This is a genomic window from Arthrobacter sp. B0316-5-4 (assembly GCF_059090325.1).
Window position 1 is genome coordinate 57,439 of sequence record NZ_JBNHFN010000004.1, and the last position, 23,306, is coordinate 80,744.

Here is a 23,306-nt window from a genome sequence, read left to right on the forward strand (position 1 = left end):
GCCGCAACGGAGGAGTCCGGGTCCGGCCCTCTCCTAACCGTCAACGGCCTTCAGCTTCGGGGAGTCTTCCTCCGGCTTGACACCCACGCCGAGCTTTTCCTTGATCAGGCGCTCCAGCTCCTGCGCCAGTTCAGGGTTGTCCCGCAGGAATCGTCGGGAGTTCTCCATGCCCTGGCCAAGCTGGTCCCCGTCATAGGTGAACCACGAGCCGGACTTCTTGATGATGCCGTGTTCGACACCCATGTCGATGATGCCGCCCTCGCGGGAGATGCCCTGACCGTAGATGATGTCGAACTCGGCGATCTTGAACGGCGGTGCCATCTTGTTCTTGACGATCTTTGCCTTGGTGCGGTTACCTACGGAATCCGCACCTTCCTTCAGGGTCTGGATACGCCGGACATCGATACGCACGGAAGCGTAGAACTTCAGGGCCTTACCACCGGTGGTGGTTTCCGGGGAGCCGAAGAAGACACCGATCTTTTCACGGAGCTGGTTGATGAAAATGGCGGTGGTCTTGGTCTGGCTCAAGCGGCCTGTGATCTTACGCAGGGCCTGGCTCATGAGGCGGGCTTGGAGACCCACGTGGGAGTCGCCCATTTCGCCCTCAATTTCGGCGCGCGGAACCAAAGCAGCAACGGAGTCGATGACGACGATGTCGAGCGAGCCGGAGCCGACCAGCATGTCCATGATTTCCAGGGCCTGTTCACCGGTATCCGGCTGCGAGACCAGCAGGGCGTCCGTGTCGACGCCGAGTTTTGCGGCGTAGTCAGGATCAAGCGCGTGTTCGGCGTCGATGAAGGCCGCAATGCCGCCGGCGCGTTGCGCGTTGGCTACGGCGTGGAGGGCAACGGTGGTCTTACCCGAGGATTCCGGGCCATAGATCTCAACGACACGCCCGCGGGGCAGGCCGCCAATTCCCAGGGCCACGTCCAAGGCAATGGAACCGGTAGGAATGACCTCGATGGGCGCACGGGTGTCGTCACCCAGGCGCATGATAGAGCCTTTGCCGAACTGCTTGTCGATCTGGGCAAGCGCTGCTTCGAGCGCCTTCTCACGATCCGGGGCTGCCGCCATGGTTCACACCTCTGATGCTTTCTCGCTGTGGAGTGGCCCGAAGGGCCGCTTTCCTGTCATGACTGACGCTATTACGGTGCCCGGACATTTTTACCGGCCGACCCCGGCTATGTGGATAAACGGGACTGCAGGATGCCGTGGATGCGTCTTTCAGGATCAATTTTCCTCTTTCAGGAGCATATCCCCATCCGAACAGATATTCGAACAACGGTTCGGCGTGTCACGCTGCCGACACCTCAAAGCACTCAGCTTGAAGCCGGCTTAATGTCCCTGCCCAGCCTGCGCTCGAGGGGAACGTCCTGGACTTCGCACATGGCAAGCCAGACGTCGCGGGGCTGGTAGCCGGCCGCGAGGGCCTCCACCGCGGTGCGTCCACCGACACCGGCGAGCACCAGGGAGTTGGCCAGGACCCGGGAGTAACCTGCCCCGAATTCGTCGTCCATCAATCGCCAAAAGTCACTTGCCCTCACGGATAGAGTCTCTCATGCCGCCGGACTCTAGAATGGTTGCCATGAGCAATCCTCTCCAGAGCGCGCCCGATACGGTCCCGCTAGGCGACACCGTGGACGACGCCGTGGACGACGCCCTCCAGCAGGTGGAACACCAGCTGAGCCTGCTCTGGCGCCGCGCCCGTTCGATCTCCCACCAATTGTCGCGGCAGGTCCATCCGGACATGGAGCCGGCCGCGTACGGGCTCCTCACCGTCATCCGCAGGGAAGGCCCCATTCGGCTCACAGAGCTCGCTACCTGCATCGGCGTGGGCAAGCCGTCGGTCAGCCGGCAGATCGCTTTCCTGGAAAGTATCGGCCTCGTTTACAAGGAAGCGGATCCGCAGGACGGTCGCGCGCAGTCCATCCGACTGACGGACAAGGGCGAGGAGAAGATGCACCAGGTCCAGGACGCCCGCAGGCAAGTGTTCCGTGAACGGCTCGGTGAATGGCCCCTGGAGGACGTCCAGACGCTCGCCGACTACATGGGCAGGCTCAACGCCATCTACGGCGATGGGGTACTGAAGGATGTCACCCTGAAGGAAACGAGCCCGGCCGACCCAGCCTAGTACCCACCAGGGCGCACTAGGACCCACCAGCGCGTACCACCGCACTCCCCTTAAGGAACCCGGTGCCCACACCAAAGAAGGGTCCCCAGCCGATGGCTGGGGACCCTTCCTTTAATTCCTGCGTAACGGTTACCGGGCTCCGGAGAGCATTCCCTGCGGGAAGTCGTCCGTGAGGTCCAGGTCGCGACCGTAGCGCTGCGAAAATTCCTGCGGAACGGTGTCCGGCACGGACACGCCTTCAGCAACGGCTACGCGGTCGCTGACTTCGCGGAGCATGTGGGACAACGGAACATCCAGGGCTGTGCAGATTGAAGACAGGAGCTCGGAGGAAGCCTCCTTCTGGCCGCGTTCAACTTCACTCAAGTAACCGAGTGAAACACGGGCGCTGTGCGAAACCTCGCGGAGGGTACGGCCCTGACGCTGGCGGACATCGCGCAGTACATCACCGATCTCGTGGCGTAGTACAACCATTTTGCGCTCCTTCTGTTCGCTCTGTGTCTGATCAGCCAAGCCCACATCCTTCCAGCGGACAACGCCGTTCACGGATACGGGCTGCTTTACCATCTGTATCGCCTTGCTCCCTCGTTCATCCGGTTCGCTGGCTGGCGGACCGGGTTGGTTTCTACATCCTAGGCGCCCCGGCTCTTCCGAAGCGACACAATGACACAACTATTGGCAATCAGTTTTTGTTCCCGGCTACTTTACGAACGGTAACCAACGTCACTCAACGCGGCAAGGAGACGCGCCATCGCGGCCTCGCAGGCCTGCTCGCGGATGGCTTGCCGGTCCCCCGAAAACCGGTACTCGAATGAGGAAACCGCCGCTGGCGTAGCCACGCCAATGAAGACCGTTCCCACTGCTTTGCCGTCATGGGGCTCCGGCCCGGCTACTCCAGTGGTAGAGATCCCGACGTCGGATCCGCAAGCCCGCCGCGCGCCGTCGGCCATTGCTCCGGCGACTCCCCCGTCAACGGATCCGACGGCAGCAAGCAAGTCGGCCGGTACCCCCAGGACGTCTGCTTTGACTGAGTTCTGGTAGGCCACCACACCGCCTTGGAGCATCCCGGACGCTCCGGGGGTATTTGCCAGGGTGGCAGCTACCAAACCGGCCGTGAGCGACTCCGCCGTGGCCACCGTCAGGTGCCGTTCGATCGCCAACGCAACTACCGTCGTCGCGGCCTGGGCGCTGCCGGGGGCGGGCGTACTCACGCGCGGCGTCCGGCTGCCCGAAGCCTCATGGCCTGGATGACGTATTCCACGCCGGTCCACAGCGTGATGGCAAGTGCCAGCATCATGACCCAGAAAGCAACGTCTCCCAGCCACGGCGCGATCGCCTTCAGAGGCAGGATGTACAGGAAAATGGCTACGGTCTGGATGACTGTCTTGAGTTTGCCGCCCCGGGAAGCCGGCATGACTCCGTACCGGATCACGACGAATCGGAGGGCGGTGATGCCCCACTCCCGGACAAGGATCAGGATGGTGACCCACCAGGGCAGTTCGCCCAGGATGGACAGCAGAACCAGCGCGGAACCGATGAGGAGCTTGTCGGCTATGGGATCGGCAATCTTGCCGAAGTTGGTGATGAGGCCCCGTGCCCTGGCGATGTCGCCGTCGAGCTTGTCTGTGTAGATGGCCACCCCGAAAGCAACCACTGCGGCCCAACGCCAGATCCCATAGTCGCCGTCGTCCGCCACAAGGAACCAGACGAAGAACGGCACCAAAACGATGCGAAGCATCGTGAGGATGTTGGGCAGGTTCCAGATGTCGGAACTGCTGGAAGTCGCGTTATCACCCTCGGCTGTAGTCACCCCTCTAGGCTACCGTCTTTGGCACCGGCGCCCGGGGCGTTACCGTCCGGTGAGGGACCAGGCGTCTTCGCCGCCTTCGTCGTCATCGGGACCGTCAGCGCCGTCGTAGTACTCAATGGCCTGCGTCCGGTTGTCCAGGTCCGCCTGTACCAGGTCTTCGGCATAACCGCCGACGGCGATGTTTGAGTTCGCGTTGTCGCTCAGGGCCGCGGTGTGTGCGTCGGGCGCGGCCGGCGACTCCTGGCCCTTCATGGCTGCCAGGACGGCGGCGAGGTCGTCGGGCTTGACCAGGACATCGCGTGCCTTCGAACCCTCGGAAGGGCCCACCACGCCGCGGGACTCCAGGAGGTCCATGAGGCGACCGGCCTTGGCGAAGCCCACCCGAAGCTTGCGCTGCAGCATGGAGGTCGAACCGAACTGCGTCGTCACCACGAGCTCGGTGGCCTGCAGCAGTACGTCGAGGTCGTCTCCGATGTCGTCGTCGATCTGCTTCTTCGGCGCCTCGGCAGCAACGTCGTCACGGTAGACGGCTTGCAACTGACCCTTGACGTGCTCCACTACCTTGTGGATCTCGGATTCGGTCACCCAGGCACCCTGGACACGCATCGCCTTGGAAGCACCCATCGGCAGGAACAGCGCGTCACCTTGGCCGATGAGCTTCTCGGCGCCCGGCTGGTCCAGGACCACGCGGGAGTCTGTCACGGAGGACGTAGCGAACGCCATGCGGGATGGGACGTTCGCCTTGATCAGGCCCGTGACGACATCCACCGACGGCCGCTGCGTGGCCAATACAAGGTGGATACCGGCGGCACGGGCCAGCTGGGTGATCCGGACAATCGAGTCTTCAACATCACGTGGGGCCACCATCATGAGGTCGGCGAGCTCATCGACGATCACCAACAGGTACGGGTACGGCTTGATGACCCTCTTGGAGTCGACCGGGGGTACCACCTTGCCGGCCCGCACAGCCTTATTGAAGTCGTCAATGTGCTTGTAGCCGTAGTTGGCGAGGTCGTCGTAGCGTGCGTCCATCTCACGGACCACCCACTGCAGGGCCTCCGCGGCCTTCTTGGGGTTGGTGATGATGGGCGTGATGAGGTGCGGGACGCCTTCATAGGCCGTGAGTTCAACGCGCTTGGGGTCAACCATGACCATGCGCACTTCGTCCGGCGTGGCTCGCATGAGGATGGAGGTGATCATCGAGTTCACGAAGCTGGACTTACCGGCACCGGTGGCACCCGCTACGAGCAAGTGCGGCATCTTGGCCAGGTTCGCCACCACGTAGCCGCCCTCGACGTCCTTGCCGACGCCCATGACCATGGGGTGGTCCGTGCGCCGTGCGTTCTGGCTTCGCAGCACATCGCCCAAGGAGACCGTTTCGCGGTCCGTGTTGGGAATTTCGATGCCGATGGCTGACTTGCCGGGAATCGGGCTCAGGATCCGCACGTCACTGGACGCAACGGCATAGGAAATGTTCTTCGACAGGGCGGTTACCCGCTCCACCTTGGTTCCCGGCGAGAGCTCGATTTCATAGCGCGTCACGGTCGGACCACGGCTGAAGCCTGTGACCGCCGCGTCAACATTGAACTGCGTGAGGGTATCGGTCAGCGCAGCGACGACGGCATCGTTGGCTTCCGTGCGCTCCTTCGGGATGGAACCCGGCGTCAGGTAGTCCGAAGCCGGCAGCGTATAAGTGACATCGCCTGCCAAGGACAACTGCTCCGTGCGCTGCGGAATAGGTGTTTGGGGAAGCGGCGCTCCTGCCGGTTTCGCCGGTACCTGGGCGATCGCGGGTGCAGGCGCAGTCATTTCCGGAGTCAGGACGGGAATGGCTTCGGTGGGGTTCTCGATGCCCGGCGTTGCCCCCGCCAGTCCTTGGGCGGCCTTGATTTTCCCGACGGCGATCTCGGCCTGGGTAGGGCGGCGTACGCCCGGCGGTACGCGCGGTTCTGACGGACGGGGAGTTTCGTCGTCGTCCACTATGGCGTGCTCGAAGGCCTCGTCCCCGACGTAACCTTCCAGGCCGGCGTCGTTCTCCTCGTCCTTGCCGAAGAGGCGCATGCGCTTCTTCTTCCGGGGCTTGGGCGCCTCATTCTCGTACAAGTAGCTGCGGTCGTGGTCGTCCTTGCCGGAGCCATCCATGAGGTCGACGCCCATGAGGTGGTTGTAGGCCCCGCGGACCCGGGTCGGGATGGCACCAAAGGGCGTCGCTGTGACGATCAGCAGCGACACGAACGCCAGCAGGCTGTAGAGAATCACGGGGATAGCCACGTGGATTGCCGCGAAAGGTGCGGCCGCCAGGAAGCCGAGCATCCCGCCCGCCTTGCGCAGGCCATCGAAGCCGTCCCCCACAGTGGGCAGGCCGCCGATGACGTGGGCCAGCGCCGATCCTGCAAGGGTCATGATCATGAAGCCGATGCCTACGCGGTTGTTGCCGCGGCCATCCTGCGGCTTGCGGAACAGGCGGAAAGCGCAGATGAACAGCATGAACGGCAGGATCAGGGACATCCAGCCGAACGTCCCGTTGACCACGCTGTAGACGATGTCAGGCAGCCAACCGGTGAGGCCCCACCACGCGAAAGTGGCAATCGCCACGCCCAACACCAGGTTGAACAACGCGGCACCGTCCCGACGGTCCTCGGGTTCGAGGTCGCTGACGTCATGGCCGATACGCCGGACGCCGGCACCGACCACGTGCCCGATGCCCTGCCACGCTCCTGCCAGGAGGCGCAATGGGAGCGGAGCCTGGGGCTCGACGGCGGCAGCTTGCTTGGTGCGCGCAGTGCTGCCCCGGCCGCTTTTGGCCGCCGTTGCACTGCTTTTGGGGGCAGCCGCGCCTCGGCCTGTGCCGCCGGATTTACTGCTGGAGCTGCCTCGTGGCGTGGAGGTAGTACGGGTCGCCATAAGTGCCACGCTACCCCAAGGGGGCCTGAAATCCGCGGATTTCAGGCCCCCTTGGGCATGCATGTTGCTGGCTGGCGAAGCTTACGCTTCCAGGACCACCGGGATGATCATGGGCCGGCGGCGAAGCTTGCGGTTGACCCACGTGCCAATAATCCTCCGCACCACCTGTTGCAGCTGGTGGGTGGTGTGGTCCGCGTGGTTCAGCACGGCCTCTTCCAGGGCGGCATTGATCTTGGGAATGATCTCGTCGAAGACCGAGTCGTCCTCGGCCACGCCGCGGGCATGGATTTCCGGACCTGAGACAATCTTGCCCGTGGTGCGGTTGATGACCGTGATGATGGAAATGAACCCCTCATCGCCCAGGATGCGGCGGTCCTTCAAGTCGGCATCGGTGATTTCACCGACGCTGGAGCCATCCACGTAGACGAACCCGACCTCCACCTGGCCGACGATGTTCGCCTTGTGGTCCCTGAGGTCGATGACCGTTCCGTTGTCGCTCAGGATGATGCCCTCGGAGGGCACACCGGATTCCAGGGCAATGTTGCCGTTGGCGATCAAGTGCCGGGTCTCGCCGTGCACCGGCATGGCATTGAGCGGCTCGAGGATGTTGTAGCAGTACAGCAGTTCGCCGGCGGCGGCATGCCCCGAGACGTGGACTTTTGCGGTGCCCTTGTGGATGACATCGGCTCCGAGCTTAAGGAGGCCGTTGATGATGCGGAAAACGGCGTTCTCGTTGCCCGGGATGAGGCTCGACGCCAGAATAACGGTGTCACCCTTGCCGACGATCACGCGGTGATCACCGTTGGCCATGCGGGAAAGTGCCGCCATCGGCTCACCCTGTGAACCTGTGGACATCAGGACCACGCGGTCATCGGGCATGTTATCGATGTTCTTGATGTCAACCAGAATGTTGTCCGGCACATCAAGGTACCCAAGCTTCGCGGCGATGGCCATGTTGCGGACCATGGACCGGCCAACGAACGCCACCTTGCGGCCATGCTTGGCCGCAGCGTCGAGAACCTGCTGCACGCGGTGGACATGCGAGGAGAAGGAAGCCACGATGATGCGCTTCTTGGCCTGGCCGAACAGCCGGTCAAGGGTAGGGCCGATTTCCTTCTCAGCCGTAGTGAACCCCGGGACGTCCGCGTTGGTGGAATCTGCCATGAACAGATCCACGCCTTCTTCGCCCAGGCGCGCGAAGTGCCTGAGGTCGGTGATGCGGCCGTCCAGCGGCAACTGGTCCATCTTGAAGTCACCGGTGTGGAGGACGTTGCCGCCCTCGGTTCGGATGAAGACTGCAAGGGCATCCGGGATGGAGTGGTTGACGGCCACGAACTCACACTCGAACGGACCGAACTGCTCCACCTGGCCCTCGGTGACCGTGAGGGTGTATGGCTTGATGCGGTGTTCCTGGAGCTTTGCTTCCACCAGGGCAAGCGTGAGCTGGGAACCGATCAGCGGGATGTCGGCTTTGAGGCGCAGCAGGTAGGGAACGGCACCAATGTGGTCCTCGTGACCGTGGGTCAGTACGACACCCACGACGTCCTGGAGCCGGTCCTCAATGTAGGAGAAATCGGGCAGGATCAGATCAACGCCGGGCTGGGTCTCCTCGGGGAAGAGCACGCCGCAGTCAACGACCAGCAGCTTGCCGTCGATTTCGAAGACGGCCATGTTACGGCCGATCTCTCCCAGTCCACCGAGCGGAACAATCCGCAGCGTGCCATTGGGCAGTTTAGGCGGAGTAACCAGTCCGGGAAGGGCGGTTTGGGTCATATTTTGCTACTTTCCGGCGGAACCGTCCTGGACGTCGAAGTCCATTCCGGCTTCCGCCAAATCCCCGCGGATGATTTCGATCTCGGCCGCGTCCGGCTCCACGAGGGGCAAACGGACAACCGAGTTGGGCAGGACTCCCTGCCACTTGAGAATCTGCTTGGCGGCTACTGCGCCTTGGACCCGCGTCATGGTTCCACGAACCACGGGTTCCAGTTCAAAATTGATGGCCCTTGCCGTGGCGAGGTCGTTGGCGTTGACGGCGTCGATCAGCTCGCGGAAGCGGCGCGTGGCCACATGCGTGGTGACACCCACCAGCCCGACGGCGCCCAGCGCCATCCACTGAAGGGTTAGTCCGTCGTCGCCCGAGTAGAAGACCAGGTCTGTTTCTGCCATGACGCGCGTCGCGGCAGCAAAATCGGCCTTGGCGTCCTTGACGGCCACGATGTTCTGGTGCTTGGCCAGGCCGATCATGGTCTCGGGGGCGATCGCGATGGAGGAGCGGCCCGGGATGTCATAGAGCATGACGGGCAGGTCCGTGGAGGAGGCAATCGTCTCGAAGTGGGCGCGGACGCCCGCCTGGCTGGGCTTGTTGTAGTACGGGGTGACGATCAGCAGGCCGTCAACGCCTACCTCTGCGGCACGCTGTGAAAGGTGCACGGAGTGGGCGGTGTCGTTGGTGCCGGTCCCTGCAATGATGGCTGCCTTGCCACCGACGGCTTCTTTGACGGCACGGAACATGCCAAGGTTTTCATCGTCTGTGAGGGTGGAGGTCTCGCCGGTGGTACCGGTGACGACGAGGCCGTCGCAACCGTCCTGGACGAGCTTCTCTGCCAACGCTGCGGCTTGGTCGTAGTCAACCTTGCCGTCCTCGGTGAACGGGGTGACCATGGCGGTCAGCAGGGTACCAAGGGCGGGAGTGTGGGCGCGCAAGTCAGACATAAGAAAAACGTTACCCTGTCAAAGGCTTGTTACAAGAATGCGTTCCGCGTGATGGCCCTCATGCACCGCGGCCGGACCTGTATCCATCCAGGCTGGATCGGACCAGGTTCACCATGACAGTTTCGGTTCCCGTGCCGGCTGCCTTGGCCAAAGCTGCACCTTCCGGACCCCACCCACCGCTGAGGCCGCAGGAGGCGCCCAGCGGGGTCTTTCCGCCAAGGTTGGCCAGGAGCCCGAACATCCGGTGGTCCATGGACCGGGAACCCAGGTGCAGTCCGAGGCGCAATTCCTCGCCGGACACGTACAGGGCTGAAACAGCATAGACGTCGGCCCCTGACTCTGCGGCAGCCGCGGCGTGGGACGGCTGGGCGGCGTCGGCGCATACGGCAAGAGCCACGCGCCATCCGTCCACCACCAGGATTTCGGGGCCCTTCCCAGCGACGAACAGCTCACGCTCTTCGCCATGAAGATGGGTCTTGAAGGCCGGTCGCAGGGAGCCATCCGGGCCGACGATGAGTGATGCCAACCGGGGAGTGCCGTCAGCTTCCCGCCAGCCTGCACCGATCACCGCTGTGGTCCGGGTGCGGGCACAGGCATCCCGAAGAGGCTGGAGCCTTGGATCGCCGTCCGTCAACCAGGCGGAAGGTTGGCTTTCCTGCTCCGGGGTGTTGAATGAGCCCAGCTCATACCCCGTCAAGGAGAGCTCTGGAAACAACACCAGCCGTGCGCCGTCAGCGTGGGCCTTTTCCACAAGCTCCACGTGGGCGGCGACGTTCCTGGCGACAGCCGCTCCCCCACTGCCGGCTCCCAGCGCTTCGTACTGAACGACGGCGGCCAGCAGTGTTGCTGACACCGGCGCAGGCCCGGAGGGTCGCGGCATGGTCAACAAGGATTGTGATTGCGGGTGCGGTTGGGTCACCCGGCCATCCTATTCCGGCGCACGGCGGAACCAACAACGTCAGGCGGATCCGGGCGTCCGGGCCGGCTGCTCCGAACAGTACTGCGCCACGGCCCGCTCCTTGAGTTGCTCCGCCCACGCCACCAGCCGCTGGGAGGCGCGCACGTACTCGAAGAGTTCGATCGGCGTGAGCGAATCAAGGTCGGTATCCGCCAGCCTGCGGGCGAGTTCAGCTCCCGGTACCTGCTCGGACAGCACGGTACCCTCGCTCCGCCACTGGGTGTCCTCCGGGGGTGCGCCGGTTACAAGTTGCCTGAAGAGGAAGTCGACCACACCAGGACTCATTGCTTTCATGGGTCCACAGAGGGGGTTCGGCGGCTTTGGAACATCGTTCATGACGCAATGCTATTCGAACATATATTCGAAGACAAGGAGCGCCCCGCAAGCCGGTCCGGGACGGGTTGCCGCGCAGCAGCTATGAGACGATCGCTGCATGACTTCGCACGGGACGGCCCCTCAGCAGGAGGCCGCAGGGGCCGGCCCGGTTTCAGCCCGGCTCAAGGGGATCGATGCCGCCCGGGGCGCGGCCTTGCTGGGCATGATGTCCACCCACCTGATGCCGACATTCGGGCCTTCTCCGCAATGGGAGCCGACATTCGTGGGATTGGTTTTTTCCGGTCGGTCTTCGGCCCTTTTCGCCGTACTTGCCGGCGTCGGATTGGCCCTCAGTACAGGCAAGCAGGAGCCCCGGAGCGGTGCCGGGCTGCGGGCCGCAAGGGTCGGAGTGGCCCTGCGCGCCCTGGTGATTGCCGTCGTCGGATTCGTCCTGGGCGGGCTTGATGTCAACGTCGCAGTGATTCTGGTCCACTACGCTCTCTTGTTCCTCTGCGTCCTGCCGTTCCTTGGCCTGCGCCTGAAAGCGCTCTGCTTCCTGGCACTCGGCTGGATCCTGGCCTCGCCGGTCCTGGCGTACCTGGTGCGGCCATTGCTGCTGGACGCGACCCCTCCCCTGCAGTTGGGCCACAACCCGAAGGCCGAAGACCTGGAGACACCTGGAAGGCTCCTGGCCGACCTCTTCTTCACCGGCTACTACCCCGTGTTCCAGTGGATTTCCTACCTTCTGGTGGGGCTCGCCATAGGCCGCCTGGCCCTTACGACGGCGAAGGTACAGCTCCTGCTGTTGGCTGGCGGAACCGTTGTGGCCGTCGTCGCGAAAGCCGCTGGCTTCCTGGCCATGGAATCGTGGGGCGGGAGGGCGGCCCTGGAAGCGCTCCCCGGTACCCGCGGATACCCGTTGGAAAGCATGCTGCAGGTCAACCTCACCGGCCTTCAACAAGTCGATTCATGGTGGTGGCTGGCCACCGCAGCGCCGCACGCCGGCACCACCCTGGACTTGCTGCACACCGGGGGCACGGCTGCCGCCGTCGTGGGGTTGTTCCTGCTGCTTGGCATCGTGGCTGAACGGACTAAGGTCAACTTCCTGATCCTGCTCAGCGGTCCGGGCGCCATGACACTGAGCCTCTACTCGGCACACGTGTGGGTGGTATCCGGTTTCACCAATAAGCCCCTGCCGGCCGGCTGGACCCCGGAAGGGATGTACTGGGCCCAGGCCATTGCCGCGATCATCATCGGGGCCTGTTTCGCCGTGCTCCGACGGCGGGGACCACTGGAGTGGGTGGCCCACCAGGCGTCCAGGCTCGGCAGTTACCGTCCAGCGGCGGTTGGCTGAGAACGGAAGAGCTTCACCGCGTCCCGCATGGAAGCGCGGGCCCGCTTGCGGTCACCGGAGGCGTCATAGGCGCAGCTCAGCCGGAACCAGGAGCGCCAATCTTCCGGGGCGGCCTCGGCTTCCGCCCGGTACTTTTCGAACTCTGCGTCGGCAGCGGACCGGACAATCCTGCCGCCGGGTGTTCGGGGAAGCGTGTCCTCCGGCAGCCCGCCTTCGGCTTCCAGGACTTTGGCCATCTGTTCGGTGCGGGCACCAAAAAGGAGTTCGCGGATGAGTGCCCACGCGCCCACTACCGGCAGGACCAGGTAGGCGGCACCTATGCCCTTGGCCACCAGGTTGGGGTCGCCGAGCAGGAGGAAGGAGCGTTGAACGGACACCACCAGGTACAGCACCAACAACAAGGTGATGGCACCAACCCAGATTTTGGTGCGGTTCTTCTTCAGTGCTGTCCAGAAATTCCCCATGTCCTAGAGCCCCAGATCCAGGTAGCCGTCCAAGCCGACCGTCAGGCCGGGGTTGGCTGCTACCTTGCGCAGTCCAAGGAGGACGCCGGGCATGAAGGAGGCGCGGTCGAAGGAATCGTGGCGCAACGTCAGCTGTTCACCGGGGCCGCCAAAGAGGACTTCCTGGTGGGCAACAAGGCCGCGGAGGCGGACACTGTGCACCCGGACCCCGTCCACGTCACAGCCGCGCGCGCCCTCCAATGACGTCTCGGTGGCGTCCGGGCTGGCCGGGACCCCTGCTTCCTGGCGGGCTTCGGCGATCAACTGAGCCGTGCGCACGGCCGTGCCGGAGGGCGCATCCACCTTGTTGGGGTGGTGCAGCTCGATGATTTCAACCGACTCGAAGTACTGCGAGGCCTTGGCAGCGAAGGCGGACGCCAGCACCGAGCCCAGGGCGAAGTTGGGCGCAATGAGCACGCCTGTTTCCGGCTTCGACTCCAGCAGTCCGCGCAGGGATTCCAGCCTGTCGGCGTTCCAGCCTGTGGTACCCACGACGGCGTGGATACCGTGCTCGACGGCGAACCGGACGTTGGTCTCGGTGATGTCCGGGACGGTGAGGTCAACAACGTACTGCGCACCGGCGTCGAGCAGTTTCTCCAGGGAATCACCGCGGCCCAAGGTGGCCACCAGCTTCATGTCTTCGGCTGCTTCAACAGCCTTAACGGCTTCAATTCCCATGCGCCCGTTGGCGCCCAGCACTGCAACAGCAAGTTGTTCGGTCATGCCTTTAACCCTACCGCCGGGCCGGGCACGGGCAGGAAACGTTACCTGCGCCTACTCCCCTGCCCCGACCCATTCCACGGTGCCGTCACTGAAGAACTGCTCTTTCCAAATGGGGACCTGCTCTTTGACCCGGTCCACCAATTCGGAGCAAACGGCGAAGGCTTGGCCCCGGTGCGCGGCTGCAACGGCGCAGACCAGCGCGGGATCACCGATTTCCAGGGTGCCGATCCGGTGCGCGGCCCAGATGCGCACGGGTTGGTTGGCTTCACCGGAGTGCTCCGCGACCAACTGTGCCACCACGTCGGACATGACCTGGTGGGCGGTGGGGTGTGCGCTGTAGCTCAACCGATCAACAGCTTTGCCGCCGTCGTGGTTACGCACCACCCCACTGAAGCTGACCACCGCACCGGCTGTGTCCGATTCCACTGCCCTGATGGCCTGGTCCACCGAAATCGACTCGGCGCTGAGGACAGCGCTGACAACTTCGAAATCTGTTTCAATGCCCATGGTTGCCTTCCAATTGCTCACAGAGATGCCCGATCACAGGGTCCAGGACTGCCAGTCCATCCATGACCCCTTTGGGGGAACCGGGAAGATTGATGATGAATGACTTGCCCGCCGCACCTGCATGGCCGCGGCTCAACATTGCCATGGGGGTCTTCGTAGCTCCTGCGCGCCGGATGCCCTCCATGATTCCCGGTATTTCGCGATCAAGGAGCGGCAGCGTCATCTCCGGCGTGCGGTCATCGGGGCTAAGGCCGGTTCCGCCGCTGGTGATGACAACTGCGGGTTCCTGCGTCAGGAGCGCCCTCAGCGCAGCGCCTACAGGTTCACCGTCCGGCACCACCATGGTGGGAAAAGTGTCGAATCCGTGCTCGTTCAGCCAGTCAAGGATGATGGGGCCGGTCTCGTCGGCGTAGATCCCGGCCGCAGCCCGGGTGGAAGCAATCACGACGCCGGCCTTCCGCGGTCCATGCGCGCTGGGCTCGCAGGCGCTCATGCTCCAGCCTCCCCATGCCGTGGTTCGGCGGAAACGTCCCAGTCGCCGCTTTTTCCGCCGCTTTTGGCGAGCACGCGGATATTGTCCAGGACGGCATGCTTGTCCACGGCCTTGATCATGTCGTAGACGCTGAGCGCCGCAACCGAAGCGGCAGTCAGGGCTTCCATTTCGACGCCGGTGACGCCCCGGGTCTTGACCGTCGCCAGGACTCCCACCGAGTCCGCGCCCAGTTCAAAGTCCACAGTGACCTTGGAGATGGGCAAGGGATGGCACAGCGGAATCAGATCCGGGGTCTTCTTGGCCGCCATGATCCCCGCTACCCTCGCCACGGCGAGCGCGTCGCCCTTGGGAAGTTCGCCGGCACCCAACAGGGCCAGGACTTCGGCGGTGCTGCGGACAGTAGCCGTGGCGGTGGCCTCACGCGTGGTTACGGCTTTCTCGGAGACATCCACCATCTGTGCGGTGCCGTCTTGCCTGAGATGCGTCAGGCCTGCTGGGTTTTCGGGAGTGTGGTTCACAGCATCCATACTTCCACTTCGTCCCCTTTGGCGAGTTCCGTGACGTCGCTGGGAATCTGGACCAGGGCGTTGGCGCGGGCCAGGGCGTGCACCAGGTGGGAGCCAGCCCCGCCTTCCATGCGCAGTATGCCGTCCATGACCACGCTTCCGCGGCGGACCTGGTGTTTGCCGTCCGGTGAGGTCAGTGGCTCAGCGAGGCGGGCTTTCTGCACGGGCCGGGGCGCAGGTGTTCCCTGGACCTGGGAAAGTGCGGGCCTGAGGAACATCTCGAAGGACACGAGGCAGCTGACGGGGTTTCCGGGGAAGCCCAGGAAGGGTGTTCCCTCGAAGGTTCCCAGGCCCTGTGGACCGCCCGGCTGCATGGCGACCGGCAGGAAATCCACTGGCTGGCCGGACATCGCTTGGCGGACTACCTCGTAGGCGCCTTTGCTCACGCCACCGGTGGTGACGATGATGTCCACCGGGTTCCGGGGATCCTGGGTGTAGTGGTGGAGGACTGACAGGAGGGTGTCGGGGTTGTCGTCGGAGATGCCTGTCCGCATCACCTCCATGCCGGCTTGGAGCATGGAGGCTTCAAGGAGCGTTCCGTTGGAATCGTAGATCTTGCCGGGCGCCAGTTCCTGCCCTGGCTCCACCACTTCGTCGCCCGTAGTGACCAGCAGGACGCGGAATGGTTCGCGGACCTCTACGGTGTCCAGGCCCAATGCGGCCAGCAAGCCAAGTTGGGCGGGCCCCAGGAGCGTACCGGCGGCCAGCGCCAAGTCGCCTGTTTCGATGTCGCTGCCGCTGTGTCGAACATAGGTTCCAGCAGCGACCGGCGGCAGCCGGACCATGGCGTCTTCGGCTGCCGGCTCGGGAAAGGTGTTTGGCGTCGCCTTTTCAATTGGCACGACGGCGTCGGCCCCTTCCGGGATCATGGCGCCGGTCATGATGGGGGCGGCGAAGCCGGCCTTCAGTGTTGCTGGTGAGGCACCTGCCGGGACTGGCGCCGCGACCCTGAGCTCCGCACCGCCGTCGGGAATCCCTGCGGAACGAACGGCGAACCCGTCCATTTGGGAATTGGGGAACGGCGGCAAGGAGAGCGGCGCGTAGACGTCGCCGGCGAGCGCCTTTCCCAGCGCTTCGAGCAACGGCAGGCGGAGGTTGCCCTTGGCAGCCCTCGCAGTGGTCAGCAGTTCCACCACGGCCTGGCGATGGGCTGCAACAGATCGGGGCACGGACATCCTCCTGTGGATACGTTGGCGTGCGGGAATTACCCGGACGTACCCAGACTAGGTCCTCAGGCGACCTTGACGCTGATGGTGTGGTAGCCGGTGGCACCATCGGGAGCTACTGGGGCCTTGTCTTCTGTCTGGGGTTCGCCGGTGGAATCGGTAGCCCGCACCTGGATTTCGTAGTCGCCCGACGTGAGGTCGATGCCGAGCTGCCACTGGTACCAGGTGTCGGTGGAAATGCCGTTTGCGAGGGTGGCCTGTTGCCAGGGGCCCCGGTTGACGCGAAGCTCTACCCGTTTGATGCCGCGGTGCTGGGCCCAGGCCACGCCGCCGAATTGGATCTTGCCTGCCTTAACTGTCCGGCCATTGCGGGGTACGTCGATGCGGGACTGGGTTTTGATGGGCCCGTGGTCGCTCCAGCCGCGGGGTGTCCAATACCCGATGTCGTCGGCGAAACGGGTGACTTTCAGTTCCGTCAGCCATTTGGTCGCGGACACAAATCCGTAGAGTCCGGGCACGATCATGCGCACGGGGAACCCGTGTTCCAGGGGCAACGGTTCACCGTTCATGCCGATAGCGAGCAGTGCATCCCTGTCGTCCGTGAGTGCTTCCAGGGGCGTACCGGCAGTCCAGCCGTCGTTGCTGGTGGAGAGCACCATGTCCGCGCCCGCTTTGGGGCCTGCCATGGCGAGCAGTTCGCGGACCGGCCAGCCCAGCCAGAGTGCGTTGCCAATGAGGTCGCCGCCGACGTTGTTGGACACGCAGGCGATGGTGATGTGCCGCTCCGTCATGGGCTTGGCGAGGAGTGTCGCGAAATCCAGTTCGACTTCCCGCTCCACCATTCCGGTGACCTTCAGCTTCCAACCAGGCGGGTCGATGGCAGGTACCGTCAAAGCGGTGTCGATCCTGTAGAAGTCCGCATTGGGGGTCACCAAGGGGCTGATCCCGTCCACAGCAAGAGTTGCGCCCGCAGGGATGGCTTGGCTGGGCGTCGTGGGTTGCGGCAGCGCCAACGATTTCCGGAAACCCGACGCTGCCGCTGTTGCACGCGTCAGGACGGCGGTGACCGTTCCGGCCACGACGGCGGCGATGGAGGTCCCCGCAAGGGCGTTGAGGAAGCTCCGCCGGGCCAGGGGTGCGGGCTCGCCTTCGTCCTGCCCGGGTGTTCCCCGGGAAGGAGCCCAGGTGGCCAGCCTCCGGATCAGGGTGCGCAGCAGCAGCATCGTGACCACAGCCGCGACGATGGGAGCGAGGGCGGCTTGCGGTCCCGCCTGCGCGCGGGTCACGACGGCGGTCAGCCCGGCCACGCCGGCCAGCCCGGCCAGCACCAGGCCCCATCCGGTCCGGCGGTGCTCCAAGACCCCAGCCAAAGCGGCAAGTATCCCCGCGACGAGCCCGATGGAGGCGATCAGCACGATCTTGTCGGCCGTGCCGAACAGTTCCACGGCCAGGTCCTTGACGCCAGGTGGCACGGCATCGATGACAGCTCCGCCCAAGGCAGTCACCGGCGAGACCAACGGGCTTGCGAGTCCAGCGGTGAGTTCCCCCGCAGCTATCCCGGCTGCCCCAGCGGCAACCCCGGCCGCCGCGGCCCAGAGGCGCGGGTGGATGCTGCTGCGGCGTAGAAGGGACATTTCGGGGTCCGGCGGGTCCACGTGCGGACTGGGTTTGTTCATGCTGCTGGGCATGCTCATGATGCGCCTCCTGGGCGATTGTCAGCTGAAGTAAGGGTGGCGGCCGACGGGCTGCCATCGCGGGTGGATCCGGCGGGGAGTGACAGCGCGAAGCGGCAGCCGCCGTCGAGGTTGGTGACGCCGACTGTTCCCCCGTGGGCCTTGACGATGCCTGCCACCATGCTCAGGCCGATGCCGGCACCGCTGTAGCTGCCCTGCAACTCGGCGGGTGTTCCGCGCGCCGGGTTCTTCTGCCAGCCGGTTTCAAACAAGTGGGGTAGGTCGTCTTCGGGGATGCCACCGCACTGGTCCTGCACAGCGACCACGGCGTTCCCGTTGTCCCGGCCGACGCTAACGTGCACTTCGCTGTCCGGCCGGCTGTAGATGATGGCGTTGAGCAGGATGTTCCGTACGGCCCTCGCGAGGCTGGGCCCATCGGCGACGGCCATGCATTCGCGGTCCCCACCGCCGTCGAGCTTGATACCCCGCTTCGCCGCCAACGGGGCCAGGTCAGAGAGGGCATCGCTGACCAGGTCGTAAAGGTCCAGTGGTTCGGCGCGGAGGCGGAGGCTGCCCGCCTGGATCTTGGACAGTTCCAGCAGGTCGTTGACCATCGCAGTCATCTGTTCGGTCTGCCCAATGATTTTCCGGTAGTAGCCGGGGACATCGGACGCCATGCCGTCCTCGAGCGCTTCGGTCATGGCGCGCATGCTGGCCAGTGGTGTGCGCAGGTCATGCGAAATCCAGGACACGAGTTCACGCCTGGCTGTCTCGATGGCGGCTTCGCGTTCCCTGGACTCGGCAAGGCTACGGCTGCTCGCTTCAAGTTCCTGGGCAAGTTCGGCTAGCTCGGAGGTCATGGCGGGAGCGCTTCCCCGGCGGGACTCCATGGTGTTGTCCAGGGTCTCGCCCCGCCCCAGCCGGCGGGCCGCGTCCACTAATCGGGCCGCGTTACGGGAGACACCCGCACCGAGCATCAGGGAAAGCGCAACGGCAACAGCGGAGGCGGTGGCCAGGATGTACCACATCACCTCGAGGTCCCTGGCGGAGATGAACATGGCGTTGAAGGCACTGACCATCCCGGCCACCAGGACAGCCACCGTAGCCACCACCACCAGGCAGATCTGCGCGAGCACAGAGGCGCGGCGGAGCAACCGCAGGAGCACCAACGTGGTGGCACCGATGAGGACGGCCCAAAACAGGACCCAGGCGAGGATGGTCCACAGTTCACTGCCTTCCATGTCCACCTCCCGTGTCATCGAAACGGTAACCAACGCCCCAGACCGTCTTGATCAGCTCCGGCGTCGTGGGATTGGCTTCGATCTTTTCCCGCAAGCGCCGGACATGCACGGTGACGGTGGACAGGTCACCGAAGTCCCAGCCCCAGACGGCCTTGATCAGTTCCTCCCGGCTGAATACCTGGTTTGGCCGGCGCATCAGGAACGCCAGGAGGTCGAATTCGCGGACCGTCAGCGCCAAGGGAGTGCCGTTGTGGGTGACCGTCCTGGACGCGGGATCGAGTTCGAGTCCGGCGGCCTCCACCGATGGTTCCGGCGCAAACTCCTTGACGCTGCGGCGGAGGACCGACTTGACCCGAAGGACCAGTTCCCGGGGCGAGAAGGGCTTGGTGACGTAGTCGTCCGCGCCCATCTCCAAGCCGAGGATCCGGTCGTCTTCGGTTCCCAGGGCCGTGACCATGATGACCGGCACGCTCATGGTCTGGCGCAGCCGCCTGCAGACCTCAACACCGTCCAGCCCGGGCAGCATGCGGTCCAGGATCACCAGGTCCGGTTGCCGGGACGCTGCAACCTTGAGCGCGGTGAAGCCATCCGCAGCCATGTCCACCTGGAAGCCTGCCTTCAGCAGGTAGTCGCGGACGACATCGGCGATGGTCTGTTCGTCCTCGACCAGGAGGACGCGGCGGTTCCCTGGTTCCGCTGCTGATGCCGTATTTATGGTCACGCTTTCAGCATAGGTTTGCCGGCGTCACCCGGCACCCGATCGTGGCGTCGGCCGGGGAAGCGTATTGAATCCGTAAGAACTCTGTGACTGTAACTGGTGTCACTGATCCGGCTGGGGTGGCGTAGCCTGAATTTATGACTGTTCAGCTGGGCATGCCGGTGCCCCCGTCGGGTGCCGCCGCAGGCAGCAAGGAAAGTGGCGTGGGGGTTCCGCCGCCGCGTCCCGCGGGCACGCCCGCAGGGTTGTGGGACCGTTACGGGCGGCGCGCCACGGACATGCGCCTGTCACTGACGGACAAGTGCAACCTGCGCTGCACCTACTGCATGCCCGCCGAGGGCCTGGAGTGGTTGTCCAAGCAGGCCGTGATGACCAAGGATGAAATCATCCGCATTGTGCGCGTCGGGGTTACGGCCCTGGGTGTGCGGGAACTCCGCCTTACCGGCGGCGAGCCCTTGGTGCGCGCCGACCTGGTGGACATTATCTCCGGCATTCGTAGCAATCATCCCGACCTCCCCATCTCCATGACCACCAACGGCGTCGGGTTGGACAAGAAAGCCGCAACGTTGAAGGCCGCCGGGCTCACCCGGATCAACGTCTCGCTGGATTCCCTGCACGAAGAAACGTTCACCAAGCTCACCCGCCGCCCGTTCCTGGATCGCGTCCTGGCCGGCGTCGATGCTGCCTGGGCGGCCGGCCTGGGCCCCGTAAAGCTGAACGCCGTGCTGATGCGCGGCATCAACGACGCCGAATCGCCGGACCTCCTGGCCTGGGCCTTGGGCCGCGGTTACGAACTTCGCTTCATCGAGCAGATGCCCTTGGATGCCGATCACGGCTGGACCCGGCGCAACATGATCACGGCCGCCGAGATCCGCACGCTGCTGTCACGCGACTACGTCCTGGACCACGACCCCCGTGAACGGGACGGCGCCCCAGCGGAACGCTTTGAAGTACGACGCCGGGACACGGCTTCCGGCCTTGCCACCGGTCCGGTCCTCGGTACCGTCGGCATCATCGCCTCGGTCACCGAGCCGTTCTGCTCCGACTGCCGCCGCACGCGGATCACAGCGGAAGGCAAAATCATGAGCTGCCTCTTCTCCCGCGAGGAATTCGACCTCCTCGGCATCCTTCGCGAGGGAGCCACGGACGAGGAACTTGCGCAGCGATGGCAGGACGCCATGTGGGTCAAGCCCAAGGCCCACGGAATGGACCACACCGGTCTCGGCGCAGCGGACTTCGTCCAGCCGGACCGCAGCATGAGCGCAATCGGAGGCTGAAACCTTGCTTGTCCGTTACTTCGCTGCCGCACGCTCGGCCGCAGGAGTCGAAGAAGAATTCCATCACCTTCCGGAAGGGACCAGCCTGGAGGCGCTGCTGGAAGCCGCCCTCGCCGTCGAACGTCCAGTGCCCCCGGAAGGCACGCCGACCCTGGCGCGTGTCGTCGCACGCAGTAGCTTCCTGCGCAACGAAGTGGCTGTCCGCGACCGTTCGGCTCCGCTGAGCCCGCATGACGTCATCGACGTCCTGCCGCCTTTTGCCGGGGGCTAGGCGCCGGGCGTTGCAACCCTCCGGAAGACGCTTTTCAGCAACGGACTGAAGCCGGATGTTCCTTCGAGCCGCAGATCGGCTGTGTGCACCAGCACCCCGTCCTCGACCCGGAACGTGTGCCTGGCAACGCCGTCGGCCGTCCGCCGGTCGAGCGTCAGAATGCCTGCGCTCCACGAACCCCTGACGGGACTCGCCGGCGGCCTTCCCATGCTGTCCACGTAGTACCAGAGCGTGTCACCGTGTTCGCGGTCAACAGTGAACATGCCATGACCCTCGAAGTGTGTCCCATCCGCTTCACGGTGCCGGTAGCTCTGCACGACGGCGTAGCCGCTGGCGGCCCTGCTGAACACCACCTCGGCCTCGGCAGTCCGGGCACTCCCCCACGGCGATGGGGCGATCTCCGTGATGCCACGCCAATGGCCGATGAAGTCCTGCAGCATCTCCGCGGCGTGGCCGCGTGGGGGCAGTTCCATCACATCTCCAACGTCAACAGGGCAGCATCATCACTGTGTGATCATGCTGCCCTGCCGGGAGTGCGCTAGTCCAGAGTCAGAGACAGTCCAGAGTCAGAAGCGGTCCAGAGTCAGAGACCGAACGTCTCGGTTTCCTCAAACGGACCCACAACGGTGATGGTGCGCGGAGCTGCTGCGAGTTCGCGGGCGAGCTCCTGGACGTCGTCCACGGTGACGGCCTGGATCCGGGCCAAGGTCTCGTCGATGTCCTGGAACTCTCCGGAGACCAGTTCAGCCCGGCCCAGCCGGGACATCCGCGAACCGGTGTCCTCAAGGGCCAACACGATGCCACCGCTGAGCTGGCCCACGGCCTTCCTGAGCTCTTCCTCGGTAATGCCGTCCTTGGCGAGCTTGTCCAGCTCCACGCCAAGGAGTTCCAGCACCTGGCGGACCTTGGACGGGGTGCAGCCTGCATACATGCCGAAGTACCCGGCGTCCGCGTAAGCGGCGGTGAAGGAGTACGTGGAGTACACCAGGCCCCGCTTCTCGCGGATCTCCTGGAAGAGCCTGGAGGACATGCCCCCACCCAGGACTGCGTTGAGCACGCTCATGACGAAGCGGCGATCATCCGTGGCGACGATCGTGGGGCAGCCCATGATGATGTTCGCCTGCTCCACGGGACGCTTCACGACGTGGAGGCCGGAGGTGCCGGTGATGACAGCCCTCTCTGTCCCACGGCGCTCCACGGGCGCCGCACCGGGATCCAGTTGCCAACCGGCAGCCTTCAGCGCATCAAGGACAAGTTCACAGACGACGTCGTGGTCCAGGCCGCCTGCTGCGGTGATGACCAGTTCCTCGGGACGGTAGTAGCGCTGGTAGTGCTCCCACACCGAGTCCCTTGCCACAGCCTTGATCGCATCCGGTGTTCCGCCGATCGGCCGGGCCAGCGGGTGGCTGCCGAGCACTGCTGCGACGAATTTCTCGTGGGCCACATCGGTGGGGTCGTCGCTGTCCATGGCGATTTCCTCGAGGATGACGTCGCGTTCCTGCTCCAGTTCGGCAGGGTCAAGGACGGCGCCGGTGATCATGTCGGCGATGACATCAATGGCCATGGGAAGGTCCGTATCGAGGACCCGGGCGAAGTAGCAGGTGCTTTCCTTGGCGGTGGCTGCGTTGGATTCGCCGCCCACCTCGTCGAACGCCGACGCAATCTCCAGTGCTGTGCGCCTCTTGGTGCCCTTGAACAGCAGGTGTTCAAGGAAGTGTGTGGAACCATGCTGGCCGTCCGCTTCGTCGCGCGAACCCACTGCCACCCAGAAACCTATGGTGGCCGAACGCTGCCCGGGCATCGCCTCGGTCAGGACGCGTACGCCGCCGGGAAGGACGGAGCGCCGCACGACGGAACCGCCCTCGGCACCATGGATCAGTTCGCCGCCGGGAAGGGTTTGCTCCAGCGGCAAGGGTACGACAGTCATTAAGGCCTTTCAGGGTTAAGGCCGGAAGGGCCGGTGGAGCTTTTTCAAGCCCACCGGCCC

The 23,306-nt window shown here is 64.5% G+C and carries 25 protein-coding genes; 4 read left to right on the forward strand and 21 right to left on the reverse strand.

Annotation, left to right across the window (positions count from 1 at the left end):
• Positions 1-33: 33 nt before the first annotated feature.
• Positions 34-1,074 carry a recombinase RecA gene (gene recA / locus AC5RU9_RS12305; RefSeq protein ID WP_211711857.1) on the reverse strand — a complete coding sequence of 347 codons (1,041 nt, stop codon included), beginning with the start codon at positions 1,072-1,074 and terminating at the stop codon, positions 34-36.
• A gap of 245 nt (positions 1,075-1,319) precedes the next feature.
• Entirely contained in the window at positions 1,320-1,544 is a 225-nt protein-coding gene (locus AC5RU9_RS12310) for a DUF3046 domain-containing protein (RefSeq protein WP_211711856.1), read from the reverse strand.
• Positions 1,545-1,585: 41 nt separating this feature from the next.
• Here AC5RU9_RS12310 and AC5RU9_RS12315 point away from each other — a divergent pair, with 41 nt between their 5' ends.
• Entirely contained in the window at positions 1,586-2,131 is a 546-nt protein-coding gene (locus tag AC5RU9_RS12315; protein ID WP_494016678.1) for a MarR family winged helix-turn-helix transcriptional regulator, read from the forward strand.
• A gap of 129 nt (positions 2,132-2,260) precedes the next feature.
• On the opposite strand, the gene AC5RU9_RS12320 is transcribed toward AC5RU9_RS12315, so the two are convergent.
• The 8 genes from AC5RU9_RS12320 to AC5RU9_RS12355 form a co-directional block, all read right to left on the reverse strand.
• Positions 2,261-2,695 carry a helix-turn-helix domain-containing protein gene (locus AC5RU9_RS12320; RefSeq protein WP_211711854.1) on the reverse strand — a complete coding sequence of 145 codons (435 nt, stop codon included), beginning with the start codon at positions 2,693-2,695 and terminating at the stop codon, positions 2,261-2,263.
• A 137-nt stretch (positions 2,696-2,832) separates the two neighbouring features.
• On the reverse strand, positions 2,833-3,339 hold the full coding sequence (locus AC5RU9_RS12325; RefSeq protein WP_494016679.1) for a CinA family protein: 507 nt from the start codon (positions 3,337-3,339) through the stop codon (positions 2,833-2,835).
• On the reverse strand, positions 3,336-3,938 hold the full coding sequence (pgsA, locus tag AC5RU9_RS12330; protein WP_211711852.1) for a CDP-diacylglycerol--glycerol-3-phosphate 3-phosphatidyltransferase: 603 nt from the start codon (positions 3,936-3,938) through the stop codon (positions 3,336-3,338). The genes AC5RU9_RS12325 and pgsA overlap by 4 nt, the downstream gene beginning before the upstream one ends.
• A 39-nt stretch (positions 3,939-3,977) precedes the next feature.
• Complete coding sequence (locus AC5RU9_RS12335) at positions 3,978-6,842, reverse strand: FtsK/SpoIIIE family DNA translocase (RefSeq protein WP_494016680.1); 2,865 nt, start codon at positions 6,840-6,842, stop codon at positions 3,978-3,980.
• A gap of 81 nt (positions 6,843-6,923) precedes the next feature.
• Positions 6,924-8,615, reverse strand: coding sequence for a ribonuclease J (locus AC5RU9_RS12340; protein WP_494016681.1), 1,692 nt, complete (start codon positions 8,613-8,615; stop codon positions 6,924-6,926).
• Positions 8,616-8,621: 6 nt separating this feature from the next.
• Positions 8,622-9,554 (reverse strand): 4-hydroxy-tetrahydrodipicolinate synthase, encoded by a 933-nt coding sequence (dapA, locus tag AC5RU9_RS12345; protein WP_211711849.1) that lies wholly within the window; start codon positions 9,552-9,554, stop codon positions 8,622-8,624.
• A 58-nt stretch (positions 9,555-9,612) separates the two neighbouring features.
• Positions 9,613-10,473 (reverse strand): carbon-nitrogen hydrolase family protein, encoded by an 861-nt coding sequence (locus tag AC5RU9_RS12350; protein ID WP_494016682.1) that lies wholly within the window; start codon positions 10,471-10,473, stop codon positions 9,613-9,615.
• 39 nt (positions 10,474-10,512) lie between these two features.
• A complete protein-coding gene (locus tag AC5RU9_RS12355) occupies positions 10,513-10,848 on the reverse strand; it encodes a hypothetical protein (RefSeq protein ID WP_494016683.1) in 336 nt (111 codons plus the stop codon).
• Between the two features lie 97 nt (positions 10,849-10,945).
• On the opposite strand from AC5RU9_RS12355, the gene AC5RU9_RS12360 reads away from it, so the two are divergent.
• Positions 10,946-12,181 carry a heparan-alpha-glucosaminide N-acetyltransferase domain-containing protein gene (locus AC5RU9_RS12360; protein ID WP_494016684.1) on the forward strand — a complete coding sequence of 412 codons (1,236 nt, stop codon included), beginning with the start codon at positions 10,946-10,948 and terminating at the stop codon, positions 12,179-12,181.
• Here AC5RU9_RS12360 and AC5RU9_RS12365 read toward each other — a convergent pair.
• The 9 genes from AC5RU9_RS12365 to AC5RU9_RS12405 are packed head-to-tail and all read right to left on the reverse strand — an operon-like array spanning position 12,157 to position 19,774.
• A complete protein-coding gene (locus AC5RU9_RS12365; RefSeq protein WP_235521820.1) occupies positions 12,157-12,645 on the reverse strand; it encodes a hypothetical protein in 489 nt (162 codons plus the stop codon). The genes AC5RU9_RS12360 and AC5RU9_RS12365 overlap by 25 nt on opposite strands.
• 3 nt (positions 12,646-12,648) lie before the next feature.
• Positions 12,649-13,407, reverse strand: coding sequence for a 4-hydroxy-tetrahydrodipicolinate reductase (gene dapB / locus AC5RU9_RS12370; protein ID WP_494016685.1), 759 nt, complete (start codon positions 13,405-13,407; stop codon positions 12,649-12,651).
• A 51-nt stretch (positions 13,408-13,458) separates the two neighbouring features.
• On the reverse strand, positions 13,459-13,914 hold the full coding sequence (locus AC5RU9_RS12375) for a molybdenum cofactor biosynthesis protein MoaE (protein WP_494016686.1): 456 nt from the start codon (positions 13,912-13,914) through the stop codon (positions 13,459-13,461).
• Complete coding sequence (locus tag AC5RU9_RS12380; protein WP_211711843.1) at positions 13,904-14,407, reverse strand: MogA/MoaB family molybdenum cofactor biosynthesis protein; 504 nt, start codon at positions 14,405-14,407, stop codon at positions 13,904-13,906. Before AC5RU9_RS12380 ends, AC5RU9_RS12375 begins: the two co-directional genes overlap by 11 nt.
• On the reverse strand, positions 14,404-14,934 hold the full coding sequence (moaC, locus tag AC5RU9_RS12385; protein WP_211711842.1) for a cyclic pyranopterin monophosphate synthase MoaC: 531 nt from the start codon (positions 14,932-14,934) through the stop codon (positions 14,404-14,406). The genes AC5RU9_RS12380 and moaC overlap by 4 nt, the downstream gene beginning before the upstream one ends.
• A complete protein-coding gene (locus AC5RU9_RS12390; protein ID WP_494016687.1) occupies positions 14,922-16,148 on the reverse strand; it encodes a molybdopterin molybdotransferase MoeA in 1,227 nt (408 codons plus the stop codon). Before AC5RU9_RS12390 ends, moaC begins: the two co-directional genes overlap by 13 nt.
• A 56-nt stretch (positions 16,149-16,204) precedes the next feature.
• On the reverse strand, positions 16,205-17,773 hold the full coding sequence (locus AC5RU9_RS12395) for a molybdopterin-dependent oxidoreductase (protein WP_494017125.1): 1,569 nt from the start codon (positions 17,771-17,773) through the stop codon (positions 16,205-16,207).
• A 56-nt stretch (positions 17,774-17,829) separates the two neighbouring features.
• On the reverse strand, positions 17,830-19,053 hold the full coding sequence (locus AC5RU9_RS12400) for a sensor histidine kinase (protein ID WP_494016688.1): 1,224 nt from the start codon (positions 19,051-19,053) through the stop codon (positions 17,830-17,832).
• Positions 19,040-19,774 carry a response regulator transcription factor gene (locus AC5RU9_RS12405; RefSeq protein ID WP_211711840.1) on the reverse strand — a complete coding sequence of 245 codons (735 nt, stop codon included), beginning with the start codon at positions 19,772-19,774 and terminating at the stop codon, positions 19,040-19,042. Before AC5RU9_RS12405 ends, AC5RU9_RS12400 begins: the two co-directional genes overlap by 14 nt.
• A 134-nt stretch (positions 19,775-19,908) precedes the next feature.
• Here AC5RU9_RS12405 and moaA point away from each other — a divergent pair, with 134 nt between their 5' ends.
• Together moaA and AC5RU9_RS12415 are read left to right on the forward strand one after the other, a co-directional pair.
• Complete coding sequence (gene moaA / locus AC5RU9_RS12410; protein ID WP_211711839.1) at positions 19,909-21,048, forward strand: GTP 3',8-cyclase MoaA; 1,140 nt, start codon at positions 19,909-19,911, stop codon at positions 21,046-21,048.
• Between the two features lie 4 nt (positions 21,049-21,052).
• Positions 21,053-21,319, forward strand: coding sequence for a MoaD/ThiS family protein (locus AC5RU9_RS12415; protein WP_211711838.1), 267 nt, complete (start codon positions 21,053-21,055; stop codon positions 21,317-21,319).
• Here the strand turns inward: AC5RU9_RS12415 and AC5RU9_RS12420 are convergent.
• Both AC5RU9_RS12420 and AC5RU9_RS12425 read right to left on the reverse strand, forming a co-directional pair.
• Positions 21,316-21,792 (reverse strand): DUF1579 domain-containing protein, encoded by a 477-nt coding sequence (locus AC5RU9_RS12420; protein ID WP_494016689.1) that lies wholly within the window; start codon positions 21,790-21,792, stop codon positions 21,316-21,318. The genes AC5RU9_RS12415 and AC5RU9_RS12420 overlap by 4 nt on opposite strands.
• Before the next feature lie 110 nt (positions 21,793-21,902).
• Positions 21,903-23,246 carry a M16 family metallopeptidase gene (locus AC5RU9_RS12425; RefSeq protein WP_494016690.1) on the reverse strand — a complete coding sequence of 448 codons (1,344 nt, stop codon included), beginning with the start codon at positions 23,244-23,246 and terminating at the stop codon, positions 21,903-21,905.
• Positions 23,247-23,306: the final 60 nt, after the last annotated feature.